The sequence below is a fragment of the Pseudomonas sp. R38(2017) genome (assembly GCF_002112395.1).
GTDB lineage: Bacteria > Pseudomonadota > Gammaproteobacteria > Pseudomonadales > Pseudomonadaceae > Aquipseudomonas.
The window spans coordinates 138,128-156,092 of the sequence record NZ_NEHN01000013.1; the positions used below are offsets into that span (position 1 = coordinate 138,128).

General features: G+C 60.6%; 15 protein-coding genes and 1 pseudogene. 9 read left to right on the forward strand and 7 right to left on the reverse strand.

Annotation, left to right across the window (positions count from 1 at the left end; genetic code table 11):
* Window positions 1-4: 4 nt before the first annotated feature.
* Both CAF87_RS26945 and CAF87_RS26950 read right to left on the reverse strand, forming a co-directional pair.
* Window positions 5-3,106 (reverse strand): multidrug efflux RND transporter permease subunit, encoded by a 3,102-nt coding sequence (locus CAF87_RS26945; RefSeq protein WP_085733676.1) that lies wholly within the window; start codon window positions 3,104-3,106, stop codon window positions 5-7.
* Window positions 3,103-4,263, reverse strand: a complete 1,161-nt coding sequence (locus CAF87_RS26950) for an efflux RND transporter periplasmic adaptor subunit (protein WP_085733677.1) — start codon at window positions 4,261-4,263, stop codon at window positions 3,103-3,105. The genes CAF87_RS26945 and CAF87_RS26950 overlap by 4 nt, the downstream gene beginning before the upstream one ends.
* 631 nt (window positions 4,264-4,894) lie before the next feature.
* Here CAF87_RS26950 and CAF87_RS26955 point away from each other — a divergent pair.
* From CAF87_RS26955 to CAF87_RS26965, 4 genes and pseudogenes are all read left to right on the forward strand, one after another.
* Window positions 4,895-5,200, forward strand: coding sequence for a hypothetical protein (locus tag CAF87_RS26955; RefSeq protein ID WP_085733678.1), 306 nt, complete (start codon window positions 4,895-4,897; stop codon window positions 5,198-5,200).
* Window positions 5,201-5,311: 111 nt separating this feature from the next.
* Window positions 5,312-5,551, forward strand: a complete 240-nt coding sequence (locus CAF87_RS26960) for a hypothetical protein (RefSeq protein ID WP_085733679.1) — start codon at window positions 5,312-5,314, stop codon at window positions 5,549-5,551.
* A 150-nt stretch (window positions 5,552-5,701) separates the two neighbouring features.
* A pseudogene (locus CAF87_RS29825) lies at window positions 5,702-5,983 on the forward strand (PAS domain-containing protein); the annotation flags it as partial.
* A gap of 243 nt (window positions 5,984-6,226) precedes the next feature.
* Window positions 6,227-7,291, forward strand: coding sequence for a methyl-accepting chemotaxis protein (locus CAF87_RS26965; RefSeq protein ID WP_371850999.1), 1,065 nt, complete (start codon window positions 6,227-6,229; stop codon window positions 7,289-7,291).
* On the opposite strand, the gene CAF87_RS26970 is transcribed toward CAF87_RS26965, so the two are convergent.
* The 5 genes from CAF87_RS26970 to norR all read right to left on the reverse strand — a co-directional run bounded on the left by CAF87_RS26970 (window position 7,288) and on the right by norR (window position 11,569).
* The gene (locus CAF87_RS26970; RefSeq protein ID WP_085733681.1) at window positions 7,288-8,037 is read right to left on the reverse strand and encodes a YkgJ family cysteine cluster protein; all 750 of its coding nucleotides are present in this window, start codon (window positions 8,035-8,037) and stop codon (window positions 7,288-7,290) included. The genes CAF87_RS26965 and CAF87_RS26970 overlap by 4 nt on opposite strands.
* Before the next feature lie 87 nt (window positions 8,038-8,124).
* On the reverse strand, window positions 8,125-8,442 hold the full coding sequence (locus CAF87_RS26975) for a hypothetical protein (RefSeq protein WP_085733682.1): 318 nt from the start codon (window positions 8,440-8,442) through the stop codon (window positions 8,125-8,127).
* A 61-nt stretch (window positions 8,443-8,503) separates the two neighbouring features.
* Window positions 8,504-8,962 (reverse strand): GNAT family N-acetyltransferase, encoded by a 459-nt coding sequence (locus CAF87_RS26980; RefSeq protein ID WP_085733702.1) that lies wholly within the window; start codon window positions 8,960-8,962, stop codon window positions 8,504-8,506.
* Between the two features lie 27 nt (window positions 8,963-8,989).
* Window positions 8,990-9,892: a chemotaxis protein CheV gene (locus tag CAF87_RS26985; RefSeq protein WP_085733683.1), complete on the reverse strand. Its 903-nt coding sequence runs from the start codon at window positions 9,890-9,892 to the stop codon at window positions 8,990-8,992.
* 123 nt (window positions 9,893-10,015) lie between these two features.
* On the reverse strand, window positions 10,016-11,569 hold the full coding sequence (gene norR, locus CAF87_RS26990) for a nitric oxide reductase transcriptional regulator NorR (protein WP_085733684.1): 1,554 nt from the start codon (window positions 11,567-11,569) through the stop codon (window positions 10,016-10,018).
* A 163-nt stretch (window positions 11,570-11,732) separates the two neighbouring features.
* On the opposite strand from norR, the gene hmpA reads away from it, so the two are divergent.
* From hmpA to cyoB, 5 genes are all read left to right on the forward strand, one after another.
* Window positions 11,733-12,914, forward strand: coding sequence for an NO-inducible flavohemoprotein (hmpA, locus tag CAF87_RS26995; RefSeq protein WP_085733685.1), 1,182 nt, complete (start codon window positions 11,733-11,735; stop codon window positions 12,912-12,914).
* 156 nt (window positions 12,915-13,070) lie between these two features.
* A complete protein-coding gene (locus CAF87_RS27000; protein WP_085733686.1) occupies window positions 13,071-13,631 on the forward strand; it encodes an ester cyclase in 561 nt (186 codons plus the stop codon).
* A gap of 25 nt (window positions 13,632-13,656) precedes the next feature.
* A complete protein-coding gene (locus CAF87_RS27005) occupies window positions 13,657-14,166 on the forward strand; it encodes a disulfide bond formation protein B (RefSeq protein WP_085709370.1) in 510 nt (169 codons plus the stop codon).
* Between the two features lie 823 nt (window positions 14,167-14,989).
* Window positions 14,990-15,931, forward strand: coding sequence for a ubiquinol oxidase subunit II (gene cyoA, locus CAF87_RS27015; RefSeq protein ID WP_065261342.1), 942 nt, complete (start codon window positions 14,990-14,992; stop codon window positions 15,929-15,931).
* A gap of 3 nt (window positions 15,932-15,934) precedes the next feature.
* On the forward strand, window positions 15,935-17,965 hold the full coding sequence (gene cyoB, locus CAF87_RS27020; RefSeq protein WP_085701769.1) for a cytochrome o ubiquinol oxidase subunit I: 2,031 nt from the start codon (window positions 15,935-15,937) through the stop codon (window positions 17,963-17,965).

The following is a 17,965-nucleotide window of genomic DNA, read 5'->3' on the forward strand; positions in this document are numbered from 1 at the left end:
CGCCTCAGTCTGTCGTTGCCAGCGCCGCGACGGGCGATGGTTTGGGCTTGTGGAACAGCCGCTCAAGCCACAAGTATATGACCGGCGTGGTGAACAGCGTCAGCATCTGGCTGACCAGCAATCCGCCCACGACCGCGATCCCCAGTGGCTGGCGCAGTTCGGCGCCGGTGCCGTAGCCGAGCATCAGCGGCAGGGCGCCGAGCAGGGCGGCGAGCGTGGTCATGATGATCGGCCGGAACCGCGTCAGGCATGCTTCGAAAATCGCATCCTGGGGGGCCAGCCCACGATGGCGCTGGGCTTCGAGGGCGAAGTCGATCATCAGGATGCCGTTCTTCTTCACGATACCGATCAGCAGCACCAGCCCGATCAGCGCCATGATCGAAAAGTCCTGGCCGCAGATCCACAGCATGATCACCGCACCGAGACCCGCTGCCGGCAAGGTCGAGATGATCGTCAGCGGATGGACGAAGCTCTCATAAAGCACACCCAGAATGATGTACACCGCCACCAGCGCCGCGAGAATCAGCCACGGCTGGCTGGCCAGCGAGCTCTGGAATGCCTGCGCCGCGCCCTGGAAGTTGCCGCTGATCGCGGTCGGCATGCCGATCTCGGCCTTGGCCTGGTTGAGCAGGATCACCGCGTCGCCCAACGCCACGCCGGGCGCCAGGTTGAACGACAGGTTGGCGGCCGGGAACATGCCGTCGTGGGCAATCGACAGCGGGCCGATGGTCGGCGCGTCGAAGCGGGCCAGCGCCGACAGCGGCACCATTTCCCCGCTCAAGGGCGAGCGCAGGTAGAAATAGTTGAGGCTTTCGGCTTTGCCGCGCTGCGCGGTGTCCAGTTCCAGAATCACGTTGTACTGGTTGACCTGGGTCTGGAACTCATTGATCTGTCGTTGCCCGAACGCGTCGTACAGCGCCTCGTCGACATCGCTGGCCGTCAGGCCGAAACGCGCGGCGGCGCTGCGGTCGATGCTGATGTGGGTGATGCTGCCGCCCAGTTGCAGATCGTTGGAAATGTCGCGGAACGCCGGGATGCTGCGCAGCTTTTCGGTGAGCTTCTGGGTCCAGGTGGCGAGGGTCGGCCCGTCGTTGCTCTTGAGCACATATTGATACTGCGCACGGCTCGGACCGGAGCTGAGGTTGATGTCCTGGCCGGCGCGCAGGTACAGCACTATGCCGGGGACTTTCATCAGTTGCGGACGAATGCGGTCGATGAACTGGCTGGCTGAAACATCTCGGTCACCCCGAGGTTTCAGGGCGATCCAGAAGCGGCCGTTGGCGATGGTCTGGTTGCTGCCGGACACGCCGACCGAGTGGGAAAACGCCTGGACGGCAGGGTCGGCGGCGACGATTTCCGCCATCGCCAGGTGTTTTTTCACCATGTCGCTGTAGGAGATGTCCGCAGCGGCTTCCGTTGTACCGAGGACGAAACCGGTGTCCTGCACCGGGAAGAACCCTTTGGGGATAAAGATGTAACCGCCGATCGCCAGCGCAACCGAGATACCGAACACGCCGATCATCAGTTTCTGGTGGGCGAGGGCGCGGCGCAGGCCCTTCTCGTACCAGCCGAGCAGGCGTTCGCTGAAGCCCGGTTTGTCATGGGCTTGATGCACCGGTTTGCGCATGAACAGCGCGGCGAGGGTTGGCGCCAGGGTCAGCGACACAACCACGGAAATCATGATGGTCGAGGTGGCCGTCAGGGCGAACTCCTTGAACAAGCGCCCGACCACACCGCCCATGAACAGCAGCGGAATGAACGCCGCTACCAGCGAGAAGCTGATCGAGACCACGGTGAAACCGATCTCGCCCGCGCCCTTGATCGCGGCGTCGCGCATGCTGTCGCCGGCCTCCAGATGGCGGTGGATGTTTTCCACCACCACGATCGCATCGTCGACCACGAAGCCCACCGCCACCACGATGGCGACGAGGGTCAGGTTGTTCAGGCTGAAACCGAGCAGGTACATCAGGGCGAAACTGGCGGTCAGCGACACCCCGAGCACCGCCGACACAATCATCGTCGCCGACAACTGGCGCAGGAACAGCGCCATCACCGCTACCACCAGCAGAATCGCGATCAGCAAAGTGATTTCCACTTCATGCAGTGAAGCGCGGATGGTCTGGGTACGGTCGATCAGGGTTTTGACCTGCACCGAGGCCGGCAGCATGGCTTCGAGGCCGGGCAGGGCGGCCTGGATCCGGTCTACGGTTTCGACGATGTTGGCGCCGGGCTGGCGGGAGATCACCAGGTTCACCCCCGGTTGATCACCGGCCCACGCTTGCACGTAGGCATCTTCTGAACCGTTGACGACTTTGGCGACATCTTTCAGGTGAACCGGGGCGCCATCCTTGTAGGAAACGATGAGCTGGCTGTATTCCTCGGGGTGGAACAACTGGTCGTTGGTCGACAGCGTGGAAATGCTCGACTCGCCGTACAGCGCACCCTTGGCGAGGTTGAGGCTGGTCTGCTGGATCGCCAGACGAATATCGGCGAGGGTCAGGCCGATGGCCGCCAGTTTGTCCGCCGAAGCTTGAACGCGGATTGCCGGACGTTGCTGACCGGTGATGTTGATCTGGCCTACGCCGTCGATCTGACTGATCTGACGGGCCAGCAGGGTCTCCACCAGGTCACTGAGTTCGGTGCCGGGCATCTGCGTGGAGCTGACGCTGAGGATCAGCACCGGGCTATCGGCCGGGTTGACCTTCTTCCAGGTCGGCAGGGTCGGCATGTCTTTCGGCAATTTGCCGGCGGCTGTGTTGATCGCGGCCTGCACTTCCTGGGCGGCGGTGTCGATGCTCTTGTCGAGGGTGAATTGCAGGGTCAGCAGGCTTGAGCCGAGCGCACTGCTGGAGGTCATCTGGGTCATGCCGGGGATAGCGCTGAATTGCACCTCCAGCGGCGTGGCCACGGACGAGGCCATGGTGTCCGGACTGGCGCCGGGCAGTTGCGCGGAGACCTGGATCGTCGGAAATTCCGCTTCCGGCAATGGGGCAATCGGCAGGCGCGGGAAGGCAATCACCCCGACCAGCACCAGCGCGATGGTCAGCAGAATCGTCGCTACCGGGTGATCGATGCACCAGGTCGAAACGCCTTTGTGCTGCTTCATGGCTTGGGCTCCGCTTGCACCACCTGCGGCGGTTCGCTCATGACCTGCACGGTCGAACCGGGCTTGAGCCGCGACTGGCCGTCACTGACCAATACGTCGCCGGGTTTCACGCCCTTGATGATGTCCTGGCCGCTGCCCTGGTAAACCATTTGCACCTGAACGGTTTCAACCTTGTCGCCGTTGACCCGGTACACGAAGTGTTGATCCAGCCCGCGTTGTACGACGGTGGGCGGGACCACCAGCGCATCTTTGTCCAGTGCCGTCTGAATCTTTACCGTCACCAGCAGGCCGGGCCAGAGTTTCTGGTTGGGGTTGTCGAATTCGGCCTTGGCGCGGATGGTGCCGGTGTTGGCGTTGATCTGGTTGTCTATCAGGGTCAAGTGACCTTCGCCGAGCAGGTTGCCGGTTTCGCCGTCGGTGTCGGCGCCGATGTAGGCCTTGACCTGGGCACGCTGCGGATCGTTGATCAGGCCCTGCAGGGTCGGCAGCATTTGCTGGGGCAGGGAGAACTCGACAGCGATCGGGTCGATCTGGGTCACGGTGAACAGACCCTGGGTGTCGGTCATGCGCAGGAAGTTGCCTTCGTCGACCGTGCGAATGCCGACACGGCCGGTGACCGGAGAGCGAATCTGGGTGTAGGAAAGTTGTACTTGAGCCGCGTCAATCGAGGCCTGATTGCCCTGAGCGGTGGCCTTGAGCTGGTTGACCAGTGCCTGTTGCTGGTCGTAGGTCTGCTTCGATACGCCGTCGTCGACGCTCAGCAGTTTGTAGCGCTTGAGGTTGACCAGAGCGACTTGCAGTTGCGCCTGGCTTTCGCCCAGTTGTGCCCGGGCCTGGTCGAGGCTGGCGCGGATCGAGCGGTCGTCGATGGTGGCGAGCAGGTCGCCCTGTTTTACCAGCTGACCTTCCTTGACCAACAGCTTGGTGAGGATGCCGTCGATCTGTGGGCGCACCACGACGCTGTGCAGCGAGAGGACCGAGCCGATGCCGCTGGTGTAGCGGGGGACGTCTTTTTCGCTGACGGCGACGACCCGTACCGGGATGGCGGTGGGGGCGGCCAGTTTGGCCGGGGCGGGTTTTACCGCATACCACAGGCCGGCGGCTGCGAGGGCGATCAGCAGGGTGGCGAGCAGGGCCTTTTTCTTCTGGATTTGCATGCGTTGGGGCGCCAGGGGACGGAGGTTGGGCAGGTTGGTTCTTTATAAACTTGTTTGGGGGTCAGGAAGGTGACGGCTAGCTGACGGCGCTGTCAGTTTCGGCTTTGACTTGGCGGCCTTTGGGCCGACCAGGCTCTTGGGGTTTGGTGTGTATATCCGTTTTTTGGGTGTTGCGGCTGGCGGTTTTGCCCTTACGGCGAGTCCCTTTTGGCAAACGCCGGAATGCCGGCCCAGCCCAAAGGAACCAAAAGGTCTGGGCCCCTGCGTTCGGCACCTCGCCTAGGCTCGGTGTTCCTTCGTTCCGGGATTCATCCGGGGGCATCGCCTACGGTTTGCTTCGCTGCACCTCCTCTCGATGCATGCGGCTGCGCCGCACGGTCGCTGCGCTCCGACCCCCGGATAAATCCCTCCACTCAGCCTTCCGATGGGGCCGGCACGTCAAGAGCGGTACTCGAGCTAACGCTCATTGTGTTGAGTGGTGAGGAGCAGGGTGGTGGTGGTGGTGTGATCTCTGGATTTTTGTCTTTCCCGGCCCGCGCCATCTACGCTTCTAAAGATCCGCCCCCACCAGCGGATACACGGTGTACAGCCCTGACGCCATTGGGATGGGGCTTTCGGGAGGGTCTTTGCCATGAAGTTGAAAATCGTAATATCGGCTGCGCTTGTCTTGCTTTCGCTTTGTGTCTTTGCCGCGTCGCAGACGAGTTCCGGTGAGGTCCGGTTCAGCGGGCGGATTGTCGATTCCGGTTGTGAGGTGGGGCGTGTCGGGACGTTGGGTTCGAGGGAGTCGCGGCAGGTTGAGGTCAAGCCTGGCCTGACGCTTGATATCGATTCCTATCGCAATGCGTGCAGTCATGAGGCGTTGTCGTTGTCCGTCACGTATGAGGCGCTGAAGACTTCGAGCGACAAGGGCATTGTCACCATCAGTTATCTGTAAGCCGTTCGGCGTGCCGTGCAAATCTTCAGGTGCCGAGGCAGGGCGCGCGGGTATACTGCGCGCCTTCGCGGCTCACTGTTCGGGCCCGACTTTTTGCTTTGCGGAGCTTTTATGACTTCCCCGACCCAACCGCCAGTTGATGACGCTATCAGCGACGTCACGGCCGAGCATGCTGAAACCAACGAAACCAAAGCCAAGATCCCGGCTTTCAAGTTCCCGTTCAAGCCAGGTGACCTGGCGGCTGTCAAAGCGGCCAGGCAGCCGCAGTTCAAGGGCAAGGACGGTGATCGTCATGCCAAGATCCCGGGCGTGGCGCCGTCGGGCACTCGTCGTTCGATGGGCAAGCGCTGATTCACTTCCCTCCTGCAGCCATCGTCTGTGATTTTCGGTCACAGTGATGGCTAATTGCTCAGTTCCTGAGCCAGATCAACGTTTAACCGATGAGTGCGCTTAGAGTCAGCAGCCCTGCCGACTCTTTCCAATAAAACGAGCGCGCTTTCCATGAAGATCAATCTCCCGGTGACCGGGCGCAATGTCGATGTTGCGCCGGATGCGAACATTCTCTCGACCACCGATCTGACCAGCGCGATCACCTACGCCAACGACGACTTCATCAAGATCAGCGGTTACAGCCGCGATGAGCTGCTGGGCACGCCGCATAACCTGCTGCGTCATCCGGACATGCCCGCGCAGGCGTTTGCCCATATGTGGCAGACGCTCAAGCGCGGGCGGTCGTGGATGGGGCTGGTGAAGAATCGTTGCAAGAACGGTGATCACTATTGGGTCAGTGCCTATGTCACGCCGGTTACGCAGAATGGTGCGGCGGTGGAGTTTCAGTCGGTGCGCACGCGGCCGGATGCACGGCAGATTGCGGCGGCGGAGCGGGCGTATGCGCAGTTGCGCGAGGGGCGGGTGGCGCGGTGGCAGCGGCTGCCGGTGTTGGGTTTGCGGGCGAAGATCATGGCGTTGACCAGTTCGGTGCTGGCGGTGGTGCTGGGGATGGAAGCCTGGCTGCGGCCTGAATCCATGGGCATCGAAGCCGCTGCGCTGGTGGCTGGCAGTGGGGCGTGTGCGCTGGGCGTGGGTTGGTTACTGGGGCCCTTGGAGCGGCTGACCGAGCGTGCTCGGGTGATTGCTGATAACCCGTTGAGTCAGGGCATTTATACCGGGCGGCGGGATCAGTTCGGGCAGATCGAGTTTGCCTTGCAGATGCTTGAAGCGCAGGTCGGTGCGGTGGTCGGGCGGATCGGTGATGCGTCGCAACGGCTGGCCGGGCATGCGGCGCAGTTGGCCGATCATCTGCACAGCAGTCATACCAGTACGCTGGCGCAGCAGGCGGAAACCGATCAGGTGGCGGCGGCGATTCATCAGATGGCGGCCAGTGTGGCGGAGGTGGCCAGCCATGCGCAGCAAGCGTCGGTGGCGGCTGATATGGCGGGGACGGAAACCCGTGAGGGGCATCTGTTGGTCGGCGAGAGTCGCAGTGCGGTGTTGCGACTGGCGGAAGAGTTGGGCCGGGCGACAGAGGTGATTCATCAGCTCGAAGGCCACAGCAGCGAGATTTCCGGGGTGCTGGAGGTGATTCGCAGCATCGCCGAGCAGACCAATCTGTTGGCGCTCAACGCTGCGATCGAAGCCGCGCGGGCCGGGGATGCCGGGCGCGGATTTGCGGTGGTGGCCGATGAGGTGCGGGGGCTGGCCCAGCGCACGCAGCAGTCGACCAACGAGATTCAACGGATGATCAGCACCCTGCAGAACGGCGCGCGGGATGCGGTGCTGGTGATGCAGCAGAGCAGCGAACATGTGGATAACAGTGTCGAACAGGCGCAACGCGCGGCCCGGGCGCTGGACGGGATCAGCGGCCGGGTCGAGCAGATCACCGAGATGAGCCTGCAGATTGCCGCAGCGGTCGAGGAGCAAAGTGCGGTGAGCGAGGACATCAACCGCAACATCGTCAGTATTCGCACCGCGTGTGAGCTGACGGTGGATGAAGGGCGCCAGAGCCAGCTCAACTCACAGGATGTGGCGGGGCTGGCGGGGGATTTGCGTTCGCTGGCGCGGGAGTTCTGGGGGCGGCGGCAGGGATCTTAGGCCGCGCGCAGGGAAATGAACGTGTAAGTCTGCGGCGGTTCGGTCACCACCTGTGCCCCGGCCGCCAGCACTTGTCCGGCGACATCATCACCGGAGAGGTGAAACAGCCATTCACTGGAAACGTCGCTCAATGGTTGCGCGGTGACCTGATCGATCACCGAGGCAAACACGCCCATGTCCGGTAGATACGCGGTAAACCCGTCGCCCTTGAGTGCCGTGGTGCGGATACCAAGCGCCCCGCAAATCGCATCCTTGACCCGGATGTCATCGCGATCGGCCTGACGGGAGCGCTGGATCAGCGTGACCAGTTCCTGATCGACCAGCTCGCCACCGACGATCAGTTCAGGTCCCTGTTCCCACGATTCTGGTGGGCAGTCCTTGGCGGCAGGGTTCAGCGAAATGTGCGGATTGATTTCGGCGGGATAGATGCGACACACCAGCGGCCGGCGCTCGTAGATGCGGCACAGCTTGTCTTCGTCAAGATTCCGGCAGGGCCCGACGTTGTAGGCGGCGAAGGTGATGGCCACATGGGCGTCGGAGTTTCCGCTGCGTACCACCGCCGAACGACGCTGCGCATGCTCACGCTGCTGTTCCGGCAGGCCCAGGCCGTTGGCGAGAAACGCCTCCACCAGCACGATCACCTGACCGCCGTCAGCTGCCCACATACGGGTTTCGGCCAGTGTCAGGGGCACATGGTGATCGGTGCAGCATTTGCCGCAACCTACGCAGGAGAACGTCGTATTCATTGAACGGGCAATCTTCAATCAGGGTGTGAAACGGCGACGTAAAGCCGCCATGCTGGCCTGGATTAAAGCAAGTTGTGCGCCATTCACTCAGGGCTTGGCGGTCGGGCGGATCGAGTCCCATTCGGTGACGAACGCGGTTTTGGACTTTTTGTTGTACAGGCACAGCTCGGTGCCTTGCTGGCCCTTCATGTGTTTTTGCGGGTACGGGCCTTGCAGCAACAGTGCGGTATAGCCGACGCGGTCATCGAATTGCGCAGCGTTGCCGACCGGTTTGGCGTTTTTCAGGCCGCTGGCCTTGGTGCAACTGGCGAGCACGGTTTTGTCGTAGGCGGCCCAGGCATCGGGGCTGGAGGCGTGGGCAAGCGGGGCGATGAGGCAAAGTATGGAGAGGGCGAGGCGTTTCATGGTTCGGGCATCCTTGGTGGTTGATCGCCAGGGTATGAGTATGCCGCAGGATTTTAGTTTGTCAGTCCGGTACCAATTCCCGGCGGACCACATACATTCCAGACTTTTCATACAGCTGTCGCGCACGCAGGTTGTCTTCCAGCACTTTCAGATCGACAAAGCCCTCGCGCCGATCCTGAAAAACCTTGAACGCATGCAGCAGTAGCGCGCGACCCAGTCCGCGCCCCTGAGCCCGGGGATGCACCACCAGATTCTTGATGTAGGAACTGGTCCAGCATTGCGCCACACCGATGACGCCGTCGGCATCGCTGGCGATGAAACACAGCGCCGGATCGTATTCGGCGTCCGTTTCATATTGTTGCTGCCAGACGTCCAGCGCGGGCACCCGGCCGCCGCCTTCGCGGTAACCGAGCTGCATCAGTTGATGCGCTGCCGGTGCCAGTTCCGGACGATAGTTGCAGAGTTCGATGCCTTGCGGCCAGTCGATGGCCGGCACGTCCTGGCTCAGGTTGCGCCGCATCAGAAAACAGAACGTCTCGCTCAAGACTCAGTGTCCATGGGCGGCGACGTGTTTGGCCGCTTCGATCAGGCAGTGGGTCAGCTCGGGTGAGGAGAACTTGGTCAGCACCCCGTTGGCGCCGGCGAGGCGGGCCTTTTCGCTGTTCATCGCGCTGTCCAGCGAGGTGTGCAGCAGCACGTAGAGGTGGGCGAAGTCCGGGGTTTCGCGCAGGGTGCGGGTGAAGGCGTAGCCGTCCATCTCGGACATTTCGATGTCGGAAACGATCAGGTTGATCTGCTGCGCCGTGCCTTGCAGGTCCAGCAGGCAGTCGATGGCTTCCTTGGCGCTGCGGGCGGTGTGGCATTGCAGGCCGAGGTTGCGCAGGGTGTGCACCGATTGCTGCAACGCCACCTGACTGTCGTCGACCACCAGGATTCGCGCGTTGCCCAGCACTTCGGCGTCTTCCATGCTCAGCTCGGTCGGGGCCATGTCGATCTGCGCCGGGGCGATGCCGTGGATGACTTTTTCGATGTCCAGCACCTGCACCAGCGTGCCGTCCACCGAGGTCACGCCAGTGATGTAGGCGCGGGAACCGCCGGAACCGAACGGCGGCGGTTTGATGTCGGTGGTCAGGCAATGCACGATCTTGCTCACCGCCTGTACGTGTAGACCCTGCTTCGAACGGCTGACGTCAGTGACGATCAGGCAGCCGCCGTTCGGGTCTTCCAGCGGCCGCTCGCCGATGGCACGGCTCAGGTCGATCACCGACAGCGAAGCGCCGCGCAAAGTGGCGATGCCTTTGACGTGGGGGTGCGACTCCGGCAGCTTGGTCAGCGGCGGGCAGGGGATGATTTCACTGACCTTCAGCAGGTTGATCGCCATCAGCTTGCCGCTGCGCAAGGTAAACAGCAGAAGCGAAAGTGAATCTGCGCGGGCTTTGTTGGAAGACATAAAAACCTTCTGTGGAAAAGGTGAGCGACGATCACACGGATCGTCAGCAGGTATCGATGCCGGGTTATCGACGTGTAACCGGCAGGCTTTAGAGATTCTGGCGCCAATCCGACGACGAGGCGTTCATTTCATGCCCAGCCGCTTGGCCAGCCGCCCCAGATTTGCCCGGTCCAGTCCCAGTTCACGGGCGGCACTGGCCCAGTTGTCCTGATTGCGCTCGAGTGCTGCGCTGATCAACTGCCGCTGATACTGCTCGGTGGCGGTGCGCAGGTCGCCGCCGATCACTGGCTGGGTGACAACGGCTTCGGACGGCACCGGCGAGTTATCCACAACCTCGCGCGGCAGGTCGAGATCCGCTGCGCTCAGACTGAGAATCTTCGGCCGCACCTTGCAGTTGCCCAGTGCTTTCAGCGCGCTGCGCCCGATCAAGTGCTCCAGTTCCCGCACGTTGCCCGGCCAAGTGTAGGCCAGCAACGATTCCTGGGCGTCGCTGTTCAGGCGCAGGCTGTTGAGGCCCATGCGTGAGCGGTTCTGTTCGAGGAAAAAACCGCTGAGCAGCAATACATCGCGACCCCGTTCACGTAGCGCCGGTACTCGCAACGGGTAAACACTGAGGCGATGGTAGAAGTCGGCCCGGTAGCGACCGCTGCGTACTTCTTCGGCCAGGTCGCGGTTGGTCGCAGCGATCAGGCGCACATCGACCTGATGCTCCTTGTCCGACCCCAGGCGCTGCAACTGGCCGCTCTGCAACACGCGTAAAAGTTTGGCCTGAACCGTCAGCGACAACTCGCCGACTTCATCGAGAAACAGCGTGCCACCGTTCGCCAGTTCGAACTTGCCGCGCCGGTCGCTGGTGGCGCCGGTGAAGGCGCCGCGCACGTGGCCGAACAGTTCGCTTTCCACCAGCGTGTCCGGCAGGGCCGCGCAGTTGAGGCTGATGATCGGTTTGTCGGCACGCGGGGAGGCGGCGTGGATCGCCTGGGCCACCAGTTCCTTGCCGACCCCGGTTTCCCCGGTGATCAGCACGGTCAGGTCGCTGCCGCCGACCAGATTGATCTCTTCCACCAACCGTTTGTGGGCCTTGCTCTGGCCGATCATTTCGCGATTCTGCTGGCCGCTGGCCTGGCGATAGACCTCGGCGCGCTGATGTTCGTCTTCGGCGCGAGTGGCCAGACGTTCGATGCGTTCGGCGGCGTTGACCGTGGCCGAGGCGAGGCTGGCGAAGGCTTGCAGGGCATCGAGTTCGATGGGTTCGAAACGCTCCGGATCGAGGGCGTCAAGGGTGATCAGGCCCCAGAGTTTTTCATCGACGAACAGCGGGCAGCCGAGGCAGTCGTGAACTTCCAGATGGTCGTCGAGGCCATCGACCAGACCGTCATAAGGGTCGGGTAAATCGCTGTCGGCGGCGAAACGGGTTGGCCCTTCTCCGGCCAGCAGCACTTCAAAGCGCGGATGTTCGCTGACCTTGAAGCGTCGCCCAAGAGTGTCGGTGCTCAACCCGTCCACCGCCAGCGGCACCAGCCATTCACCGTCGAGACGCAACAATGCGGCTGCATCACAGGGCAACAAGGCGCGCATGGCTTCGAGCAGGCGCCGGTAGCGTTCGCCTTCAGGCAATTCGCGGGACAGGTCGGAAACCAGCGGGAGCAGAGCGGTGAGCAGTGGTTTGGCGGACATAGACTTGTAGTCAAAGAGACGCGTTGTAGTCGAAGCGACTATAGAGGTGCTTGTGTCGATCTGACTACATAAATTTCAACTTATTGATTTATATAGAAAAAATAGTTGGCACGATTGCTGGAATACATAAGGCACTTTTAGAAAAAGCTCAGGAGTCACCCTTATGCTTAGCGTCCAGGATCGTGCCATCGTCAAATCCACTGTGCCTCTGCTGGAAAGCGGCGGTGAAGCGCTGATCACCCATTTTTACCGGATGATGCTCTCCGAGTACCCGGAAGTCCGCCCACTGTTCAACCAGGCTCACCAGGCCAGCGGTGATCAGCCTCGTGCCCTGGCCAACGGCGTGTTGATGTACGCCCGCCACATCGATCAACTCGACCAGTTGGGCGATCTGGTGGCCAAGATCATCAACAAGCACGTGGCGTTGCAGATTCTGCCGGAACACTACCCGATCGTCGGCACCTGCCTGCTGCGCGCCATCTCCGAAGTGCTCGGCGAAGAAATCGCCACCCCGGAAGTGATGAGTGCCTGGGGCGCAGCCTATGGTCAGTTGGCCGATATCCTGATCGGCGCGGAAACCGCCATCTATGACCAGAAAGAACAAGCCGTCGGCGGCTGGCGCGGAGCGCGAGAGTTCATCGTCGCAGCCAAGGTCGAGGAGAGCGCGGAAATCATTTCCTTCTACTTCGAGCCTGCAGACAAAGGCCCGATCCTAGTGGCCGAGCCAGGTCAGTACATCGGCATGAAGCTGATCCTCGACGGCGAAGAAATCCGCCGCAATTACTCGCTGTCGGCCCTGGCCAACAAAGGTCAGTACCGCATCAGCGTCAAGCGTGAACCGGGCGGCCGCGCGTCCAATCACCTGCACGATCAACTGCATGTCGGTGCGAGCATCCAGTTATTCCCGCCTTCAGGCGAGTTCACCCTGACTGCCAGCGACAAACCGCTGGTGCTGATCAGCGGCGGCGTCGGCATCACCCCGACTCTGGCCATGCTGGAAGCAGCGCTGGAAACCGAGCGTCCGGTACATTTCATTCACTGCGCGCGCAACGGCAGCGTGCATGCGTTCCGTGACTGGATCGACGGGCTGGCCGAGCGTCATCCGCAACTCAAGCGTTTCTATTGCTACGCCGAAGACGATGGCGTAAGCCCGGTGGCGGACAAGGTCGGGTTGCTGAGCCAGGAGCAGTTGGGTGAGTGGCTGCCGGAACAGCGTGATGTGGACGCTTATTTCCTTGGGCCGAAAGGCTTCATGGGGGCGATCAAGCGTCACCTGAAGGCGCTGGGTGTACCGGAGAAGCAGAGCCGGTATGAGTTCTTCGGGCCGGCGGCGGCTCTGGAATAAGCCTGATGAGCGACCCGAGATTTTCGGGTCGCTTTTTTTGAGCGGTTCTGATTCTTAAAAAGTGTTTAAAGGTTAATCGTTTCTTAACCGGTTTATCGTTTATTCCCCGATGCTGATGATAGGCGCTCGTTCGTTTACATGATCAGGATCGCCCCCATGCCGCACTTCGCTTCCTCCCGCCGTTTCAGCCTGGCCACTTTGGGCCTGTCGATTGCCTTGCTGTCCAGTCCGTTTGCCTTTGCCGAATCCGCGTTGATCCAGCCGCAGACCCTGATCGTCGATCAGAGCCTGCCCCAGGCCCAGCGTGATGCAATGGAACTGGCGGCGCGGCGTTACGGCAGTTTCTGGAACAGTGGCGAAGAGGCGTTGGCCACGGCGGCCCTGTCGCCGCAGTTTGTCGACAAGACCCCGCCGGAAGGCCGGGTGCAAGGGCCGACCGGGCCGCTGCTGGCATCGAAGTTCTTTCGCACGGCGGTGCCGGACTTGAGTTGCGAGATCGAGCAAATGATCGTCGCCGGGGATCGCGTGGTGGTGCATCTGCACTTTCGCGGGCATTTCACTGGTACGTTCAAGGCTCTCAAAGGGCAGGGCCAGCGTGTAGACTTCCGGGCAACCGATATCTATCAGATCGACAACGGTCGCATTGCGGCCAATTGGCATATCGAAGACAACATCAGCCTGATGGCGCAACTGCAAGCGCAGCCGCCGGCCAGCTGAACCATGGACATGAAAGGGAAACGCGATGAGCGAGGAAACGATTCGATTGGGACGTGAACGGCGCTATCTGGTGTTGCTGGGCGTCATCTGCCTGGCGCTGATCGGTGGCGCGCTGTACATGCAGATCGTGCTGGGCGAGGCGCCATGCCCGCTGTGCATCCTGCAGCGTTATGCCTTGCTGTTGATCGCGCTGTTCGCGTTTATCGGCGCCGCCATGCGCACCCGCCGCAGCATCACCGTGTTCGAAGTGCTGGTGGTGATCTGCGCGATTGCCGGGGCCGGTGTCGCCGGGCATCACGTGTACACCCAGTTCTACCCGGCAGTGAGCTGTGGCATCGATGTGCTGCAGCCGATCGTCGATGACCTGCCGCTGGCGAAGATCTTCCCGCTGGGCTTTCAGGTAGACGGTTTCTGCTCGACGCCGTACCCGCCGATTCTTGGCCTGTCGCTGGCGCAATGGGCTCTGGTGGCCTTTGTGCTGGTGGTGATCCTGGTGCCGCTGCTGACCTCGCGCAACCGAAAAGCATTGCGCTGAGTCAACTTTTCGGCCTGTGCGCCGATAACACAAACGCCTCGATTTGCAGTGATGCAAATCGGGGCGTTTTGCATTTCAGGGTCTTTGTGAAAACGTCGTGACGAACGGCAAGGGACGGTGCGACAGGTGTGCGACATGTTGTCACACACGCCGTGTCGCAGTGTCTTTCGCAGGCCCGGATTGGAGTGTTGTTACAAAAAAGGATTGGTCTGTTTCAGGGTTTTTCGGCTTTGGGACGCTGGTGCCGGAGCAGGCAGTTTTAACAACCTGTGGCAATTGGCCAAAGCCCTTGGGTTATCGGGGTTTAAGCGCTTCACGGTGTCGGAAAAAGTCTTCGGAACTGTCTGATCCGAGCCAGGTACACCTACATTTTTTGGTGTTTTTGTTGAGAATCAATTTCGATAACATGCGGAACTTTTGCAAAAACGGTGATGGATTGTTGCTCTGAGCGATAAAAATTATTTCGGGATAAGACATGGTGTATAGGGCGCTACCTATCTACAATCGCCCGCACTGAATTCCCGGCACTGTTCAGCCTTTATAAGGAACTGAGCAGGAAGTCGGGTGTCGAGGGGCCGAAAGGCTTGCGAGACACCCAGGTGTCGGTGCCTTCCAACTTTCCGCACCAAATGGAATTGGTCTGTAACAAGGCCTTTGACCACGAATTCGAATAAGAACTGACCGCTGTCCCAGGATTTGTCGAGCGTCTGACGCGCGACGGGCGGCCCTTATTCAATCCAAAGAAAATGCCAACCCTTGGCAGGGTGAAGTGTTGGCGATCAAAACCCAACTGCATTGCGCAAGCTGCTTTAGAGGTCGTGAGATGAGTAAAAACAGGTACCCCAGATTACTAGGCCTAGTGCCGCTGCTCGGCACGTTGTTGCTGGGAGGCTGCAACATGACCTTGCTCAATCCAACGGGCCAGGTCGGCCTGGAACAGCGCAACCTGATCATCACCGCTACGCTGCTGATGCTGTTGGTCGTTGTGCCGGTCATCGTCATGACCTTCCTGTTCGCCTGGAAGTACCGCGCCTCCAACAAGAACGCCGTCTACACCCCGAAATGGTCGCACTCGACCAAGATCGAAGTGGCAGTCTGGACCATTCCGGTCCTGATCATCATTGCCCTGGGTTACATCACCTACAAGTCGACCCACTCGCTGGATCCGTATCGTCCGATCGAGTCCGACGTCAAGCCGGTGACCATCGAAGTGGTCGCGCTGGACTGGAAGTGGCTGTTCATCTACCCGGAACAAGGCATCGCCACGGTCAACAAGATCGTGTTCCCGGCGCACACGCCAGTTAACTTCCGGATCACTTCGGACGCGGTGATGAACTCGTTCTTCATCCCGGGCCTGGGCGGCCAGATCTACGCGATGGCGGGCATGACCACCAAGCTGCACCTGATCGCTGACCGCAACGCTGAAATGGACGGTATCTCCGCCAACTACAGCGGCGCTGGTTTCACCGGTATGAAATTCAAAGCGATCGCAACTTCTCAGGAAGATTTCGACGCCTGGGTAAGTGAAGTCAAAAAGGCACCTAAACAGCTTGAACAAGCTGAATACGCAGCCCTTGCCAAGCCAAGCCAGAACAATCCAGTCGAGCTCTACTCCTCGGTCACGCCGAACCTGTTCCAGACCATCGTCGACAAGTACGAAGGCATGAAACCGGGCAAGCCGCTGAAGCACGAGAAGAAAGAGAAAGAAGTGGCGGCAACGGATATGGACTCGAATTCGCATTCAGCTGCCGGGGCAGAGGAGTAAACGATGTTTGGTAAATTAAGTTGGGAAGCGATCCCTTTCCACGAGCCGATCGTGATGGTCACCATCTCGATGATCGCGCTCGGTGGTCTGGCGTTGTTCGCTGCAATCACCTACTTCAAGAAGTGGACTTACTTGTGGACCGAGTGGCTGACGTCGGTCGACCACAAGAAAATCGGCGTGATGTACATCATCGTTGCCATGGTCATGCTGCTGCGTGGCTTTGCCGACGCCATCATGATGCGTACCCAGCTGGCCATGGCCACCGAGGGTTCGCCTGGCTACCTGCCACCTGAACACTATGACCAGATCTTCACCGCTCACGGTGTGATCATGATCATCTTCATGGCGATGCCATTCTTCACCGGCCTGATGAACCTTGCAGTGCCGCTGCAGATCGGCGCCCGTGACGTTGCGTTCCCGTTCCTGAACTCCCTGAGCTTCTGGCTGCTGGTGTCCGGCGTCGTGCTGATCAACCTGTCCCTGGGCGTCGGCGAATTCGCCAAGACTGGCTGGGTAGCGTATCCACCGTTGTCGGGTCTGCAATACAGCCCTGGCGTGGGGATGGACTACTACATCTGGGCGCTACAGCTATCGGGTCTGGGTACAACGCTAACGGGGGTTAACTTCCTCGCGACCGTGCTGAAAATGCGTACCCCGGGCATGAAACTGATGGACATGCCGATCTTCACCTGGACCTGCACCTGGGCAAACGTTCTGATCGTGGCTTCGTTCCCGATCCTGACCGCTACCCTGGCACTGCTGACCCTTGACCGTTACATGGATTTCCACATTTTCACCAATGAACTTGGTGGCAATCCAATGATGTACGTCAACCTGTTCTGGGCATGGGGCCACCCTGAGGTTTACATCCTGATCCTGCCGGCCTTCGGCATCTTCTCGGAAGTGATCTCGGCCTTCACCGGCAAGAAACTGTTCGGCCACCACTCGATGATCTACGCTTCGGGCGCGATCTCGGTACTGGGCTTCATGGTTTGGCTGCACCACTTCTTCACCATGGGTTCGGGTGCCAGCGTCAACGCCTTCTTCGGTCTGGCGACGATGCTGATTTCCATCCCGACGGGTGTGAAACTGTTCAACTGGCTGTTCACCATCTACCAGGGCCGTCTGCGCTTCACCAGCCAGGTTCTGTGGACCCTGGGCTTCATGGTGACCTTCGCCATCGGCGGCATGACCGGCGTACTGCTGGCCATCCCGGGTGCTGACTTCGTTCTGCACAACAGCCTGTTCGTGATCGCGCACTTCCACAACGTGATCATCGGCGGCGCGGTATTCGGCTACATCGCAGGCTTCGGCTTCTACTTCCCGAAAGCGTTCGGCTTCAAGCTGCACGAAGGCTGGGGTAAAGCAGCGTTCTGGTTCTGGATCTCGGGCTTCTTCGTCGCGTTCATGCCGCTCTATGCACTGGGCTTCATGGGCATGACCCGTCGTCTGAACGCTACCACCAACCCTGAGTGGGTACCGTACCTGTACGTTGCCATGTTCGGTGCGATCCTGATCGCTGTGGGTATCGCTTGCCAGCTGATCCAGCTGTACGTCTCGGTACGTGACCGCAACAAGCCGGAAAACATGTGCGAACACGGTGACCCGTGGAATGCCCATACCCTGGAATGGTCGACCTCGTCGCCACCTCCGTTCTACAACTTCGCTGTGCTGCCTAAGGCTGACTGCATCGACCCGTTCACCGAAGCCAAGGAAAACGGTACTGCGTACCAGACTCCGGCCAAGTACGAGCCGATCCACATGCCGAACAACACCGCCACTGGCGTGGTGATGGGCGCACTGCTGACCGTATTCGGTTTCGCGATGATCTGGCACATCTGGTGGTTGGCGATCGCCAGCCTGGCCGGCACTGTCATCTACTTCGTGATCCACGCTGCACGTGACGACCAGGGCTACATGGTTCCGGTTGAAACGATCGAGCGCATCGAAGCCGAGCAGCACAAGCGTCTGGTAGCGGCCGGGAAGATCCCTGCTTCCGCGACCCGTGTTGAAACCAAGTTGGAACAGGCTTAA

Coding starts and splice junctions, on each gene's coding strand:
- CAF87_RS26970 (WP_085733681.1), bottom strand. CDS start 8,037: ATGAATACGACGTTCTCCTGCGTAGGTTGCGGCAAATGCTGCACCGAT.
- cyoA (WP_065261342.1), top strand. CDS start 14,990: ATGAGTAAAAACAGGTACCCCAGATTACTAGGCCTAGTGCCGCTGCTC.
- CAF87_RS26985 (WP_085733683.1), bottom strand. CDS start 9,892: ATGTCTTCCAACAAAGCCCGCGCAGATTCACTTTCGCTTCTGCTGTTT.
- CAF87_RS26945 (WP_085733676.1), bottom strand. CDS start 3,106: ATGAAGCAGCACAAAGGCGTTTCGACCTGGTGCATCGATCACCCGGTA.
- CAF87_RS26965 (WP_371850999.1), top strand. CDS start 6,227: ATGGGCATCGAAGCCGCTGCGCTGGTGGCTGGCAGTGGGGCGTGTGCG.
- CAF87_RS27005 (WP_085709370.1), top strand. CDS start 13,657: ATGAGCGAGGAAACGATTCGATTGGGACGTGAACGGCGCTATCTGGTG.
- CAF87_RS26975 (WP_085733682.1), bottom strand. CDS start 8,442: ATGAAACGCCTCGCCCTCTCCATACTTTGCCTCATCGCCCCGCTTGCC.
- CAF87_RS27000 (WP_085733686.1), top strand. CDS start 13,071: ATGCCGCACTTCGCTTCCTCCCGCCGTTTCAGCCTGGCCACTTTGGGC.
- CAF87_RS26955 (WP_085733678.1), top strand. CDS start 4,895: ATGAAGTTGAAAATCGTAATATCGGCTGCGCTTGTCTTGCTTTCGCTT.
- CAF87_RS26960 (WP_085733679.1), top strand. CDS start 5,312: ATGACTTCCCCGACCCAACCGCCAGTTGATGACGCTATCAGCGACGTC.
- hmpA (WP_085733685.1), top strand. CDS start 11,733: ATGCTTAGCGTCCAGGATCGTGCCATCGTCAAATCCACTGTGCCTCTG.
- cyoB (WP_085701769.1), top strand. CDS start 15,935: ATGTTTGGTAAATTAAGTTGGGAAGCGATCCCTTTCCACGAGCCGATC.
- norR (WP_085733684.1), bottom strand. CDS start 11,569: ATGTCCGCCAAACCACTGCTCACCGCTCTGCTCCCGCTGGTTTCCGAC.
- CAF87_RS26950 (WP_085733677.1), bottom strand. CDS start 4,263: ATGCAAATCCAGAAGAAAAAGGCCCTGCTCGCCACCCTGCTGATCGCC.
- CAF87_RS26980 (WP_085733702.1), bottom strand. CDS start 8,962: ATGCGGCGCAACCTGAGCCAGGACGTGCCGGCCATCGACTGGCCGCAA.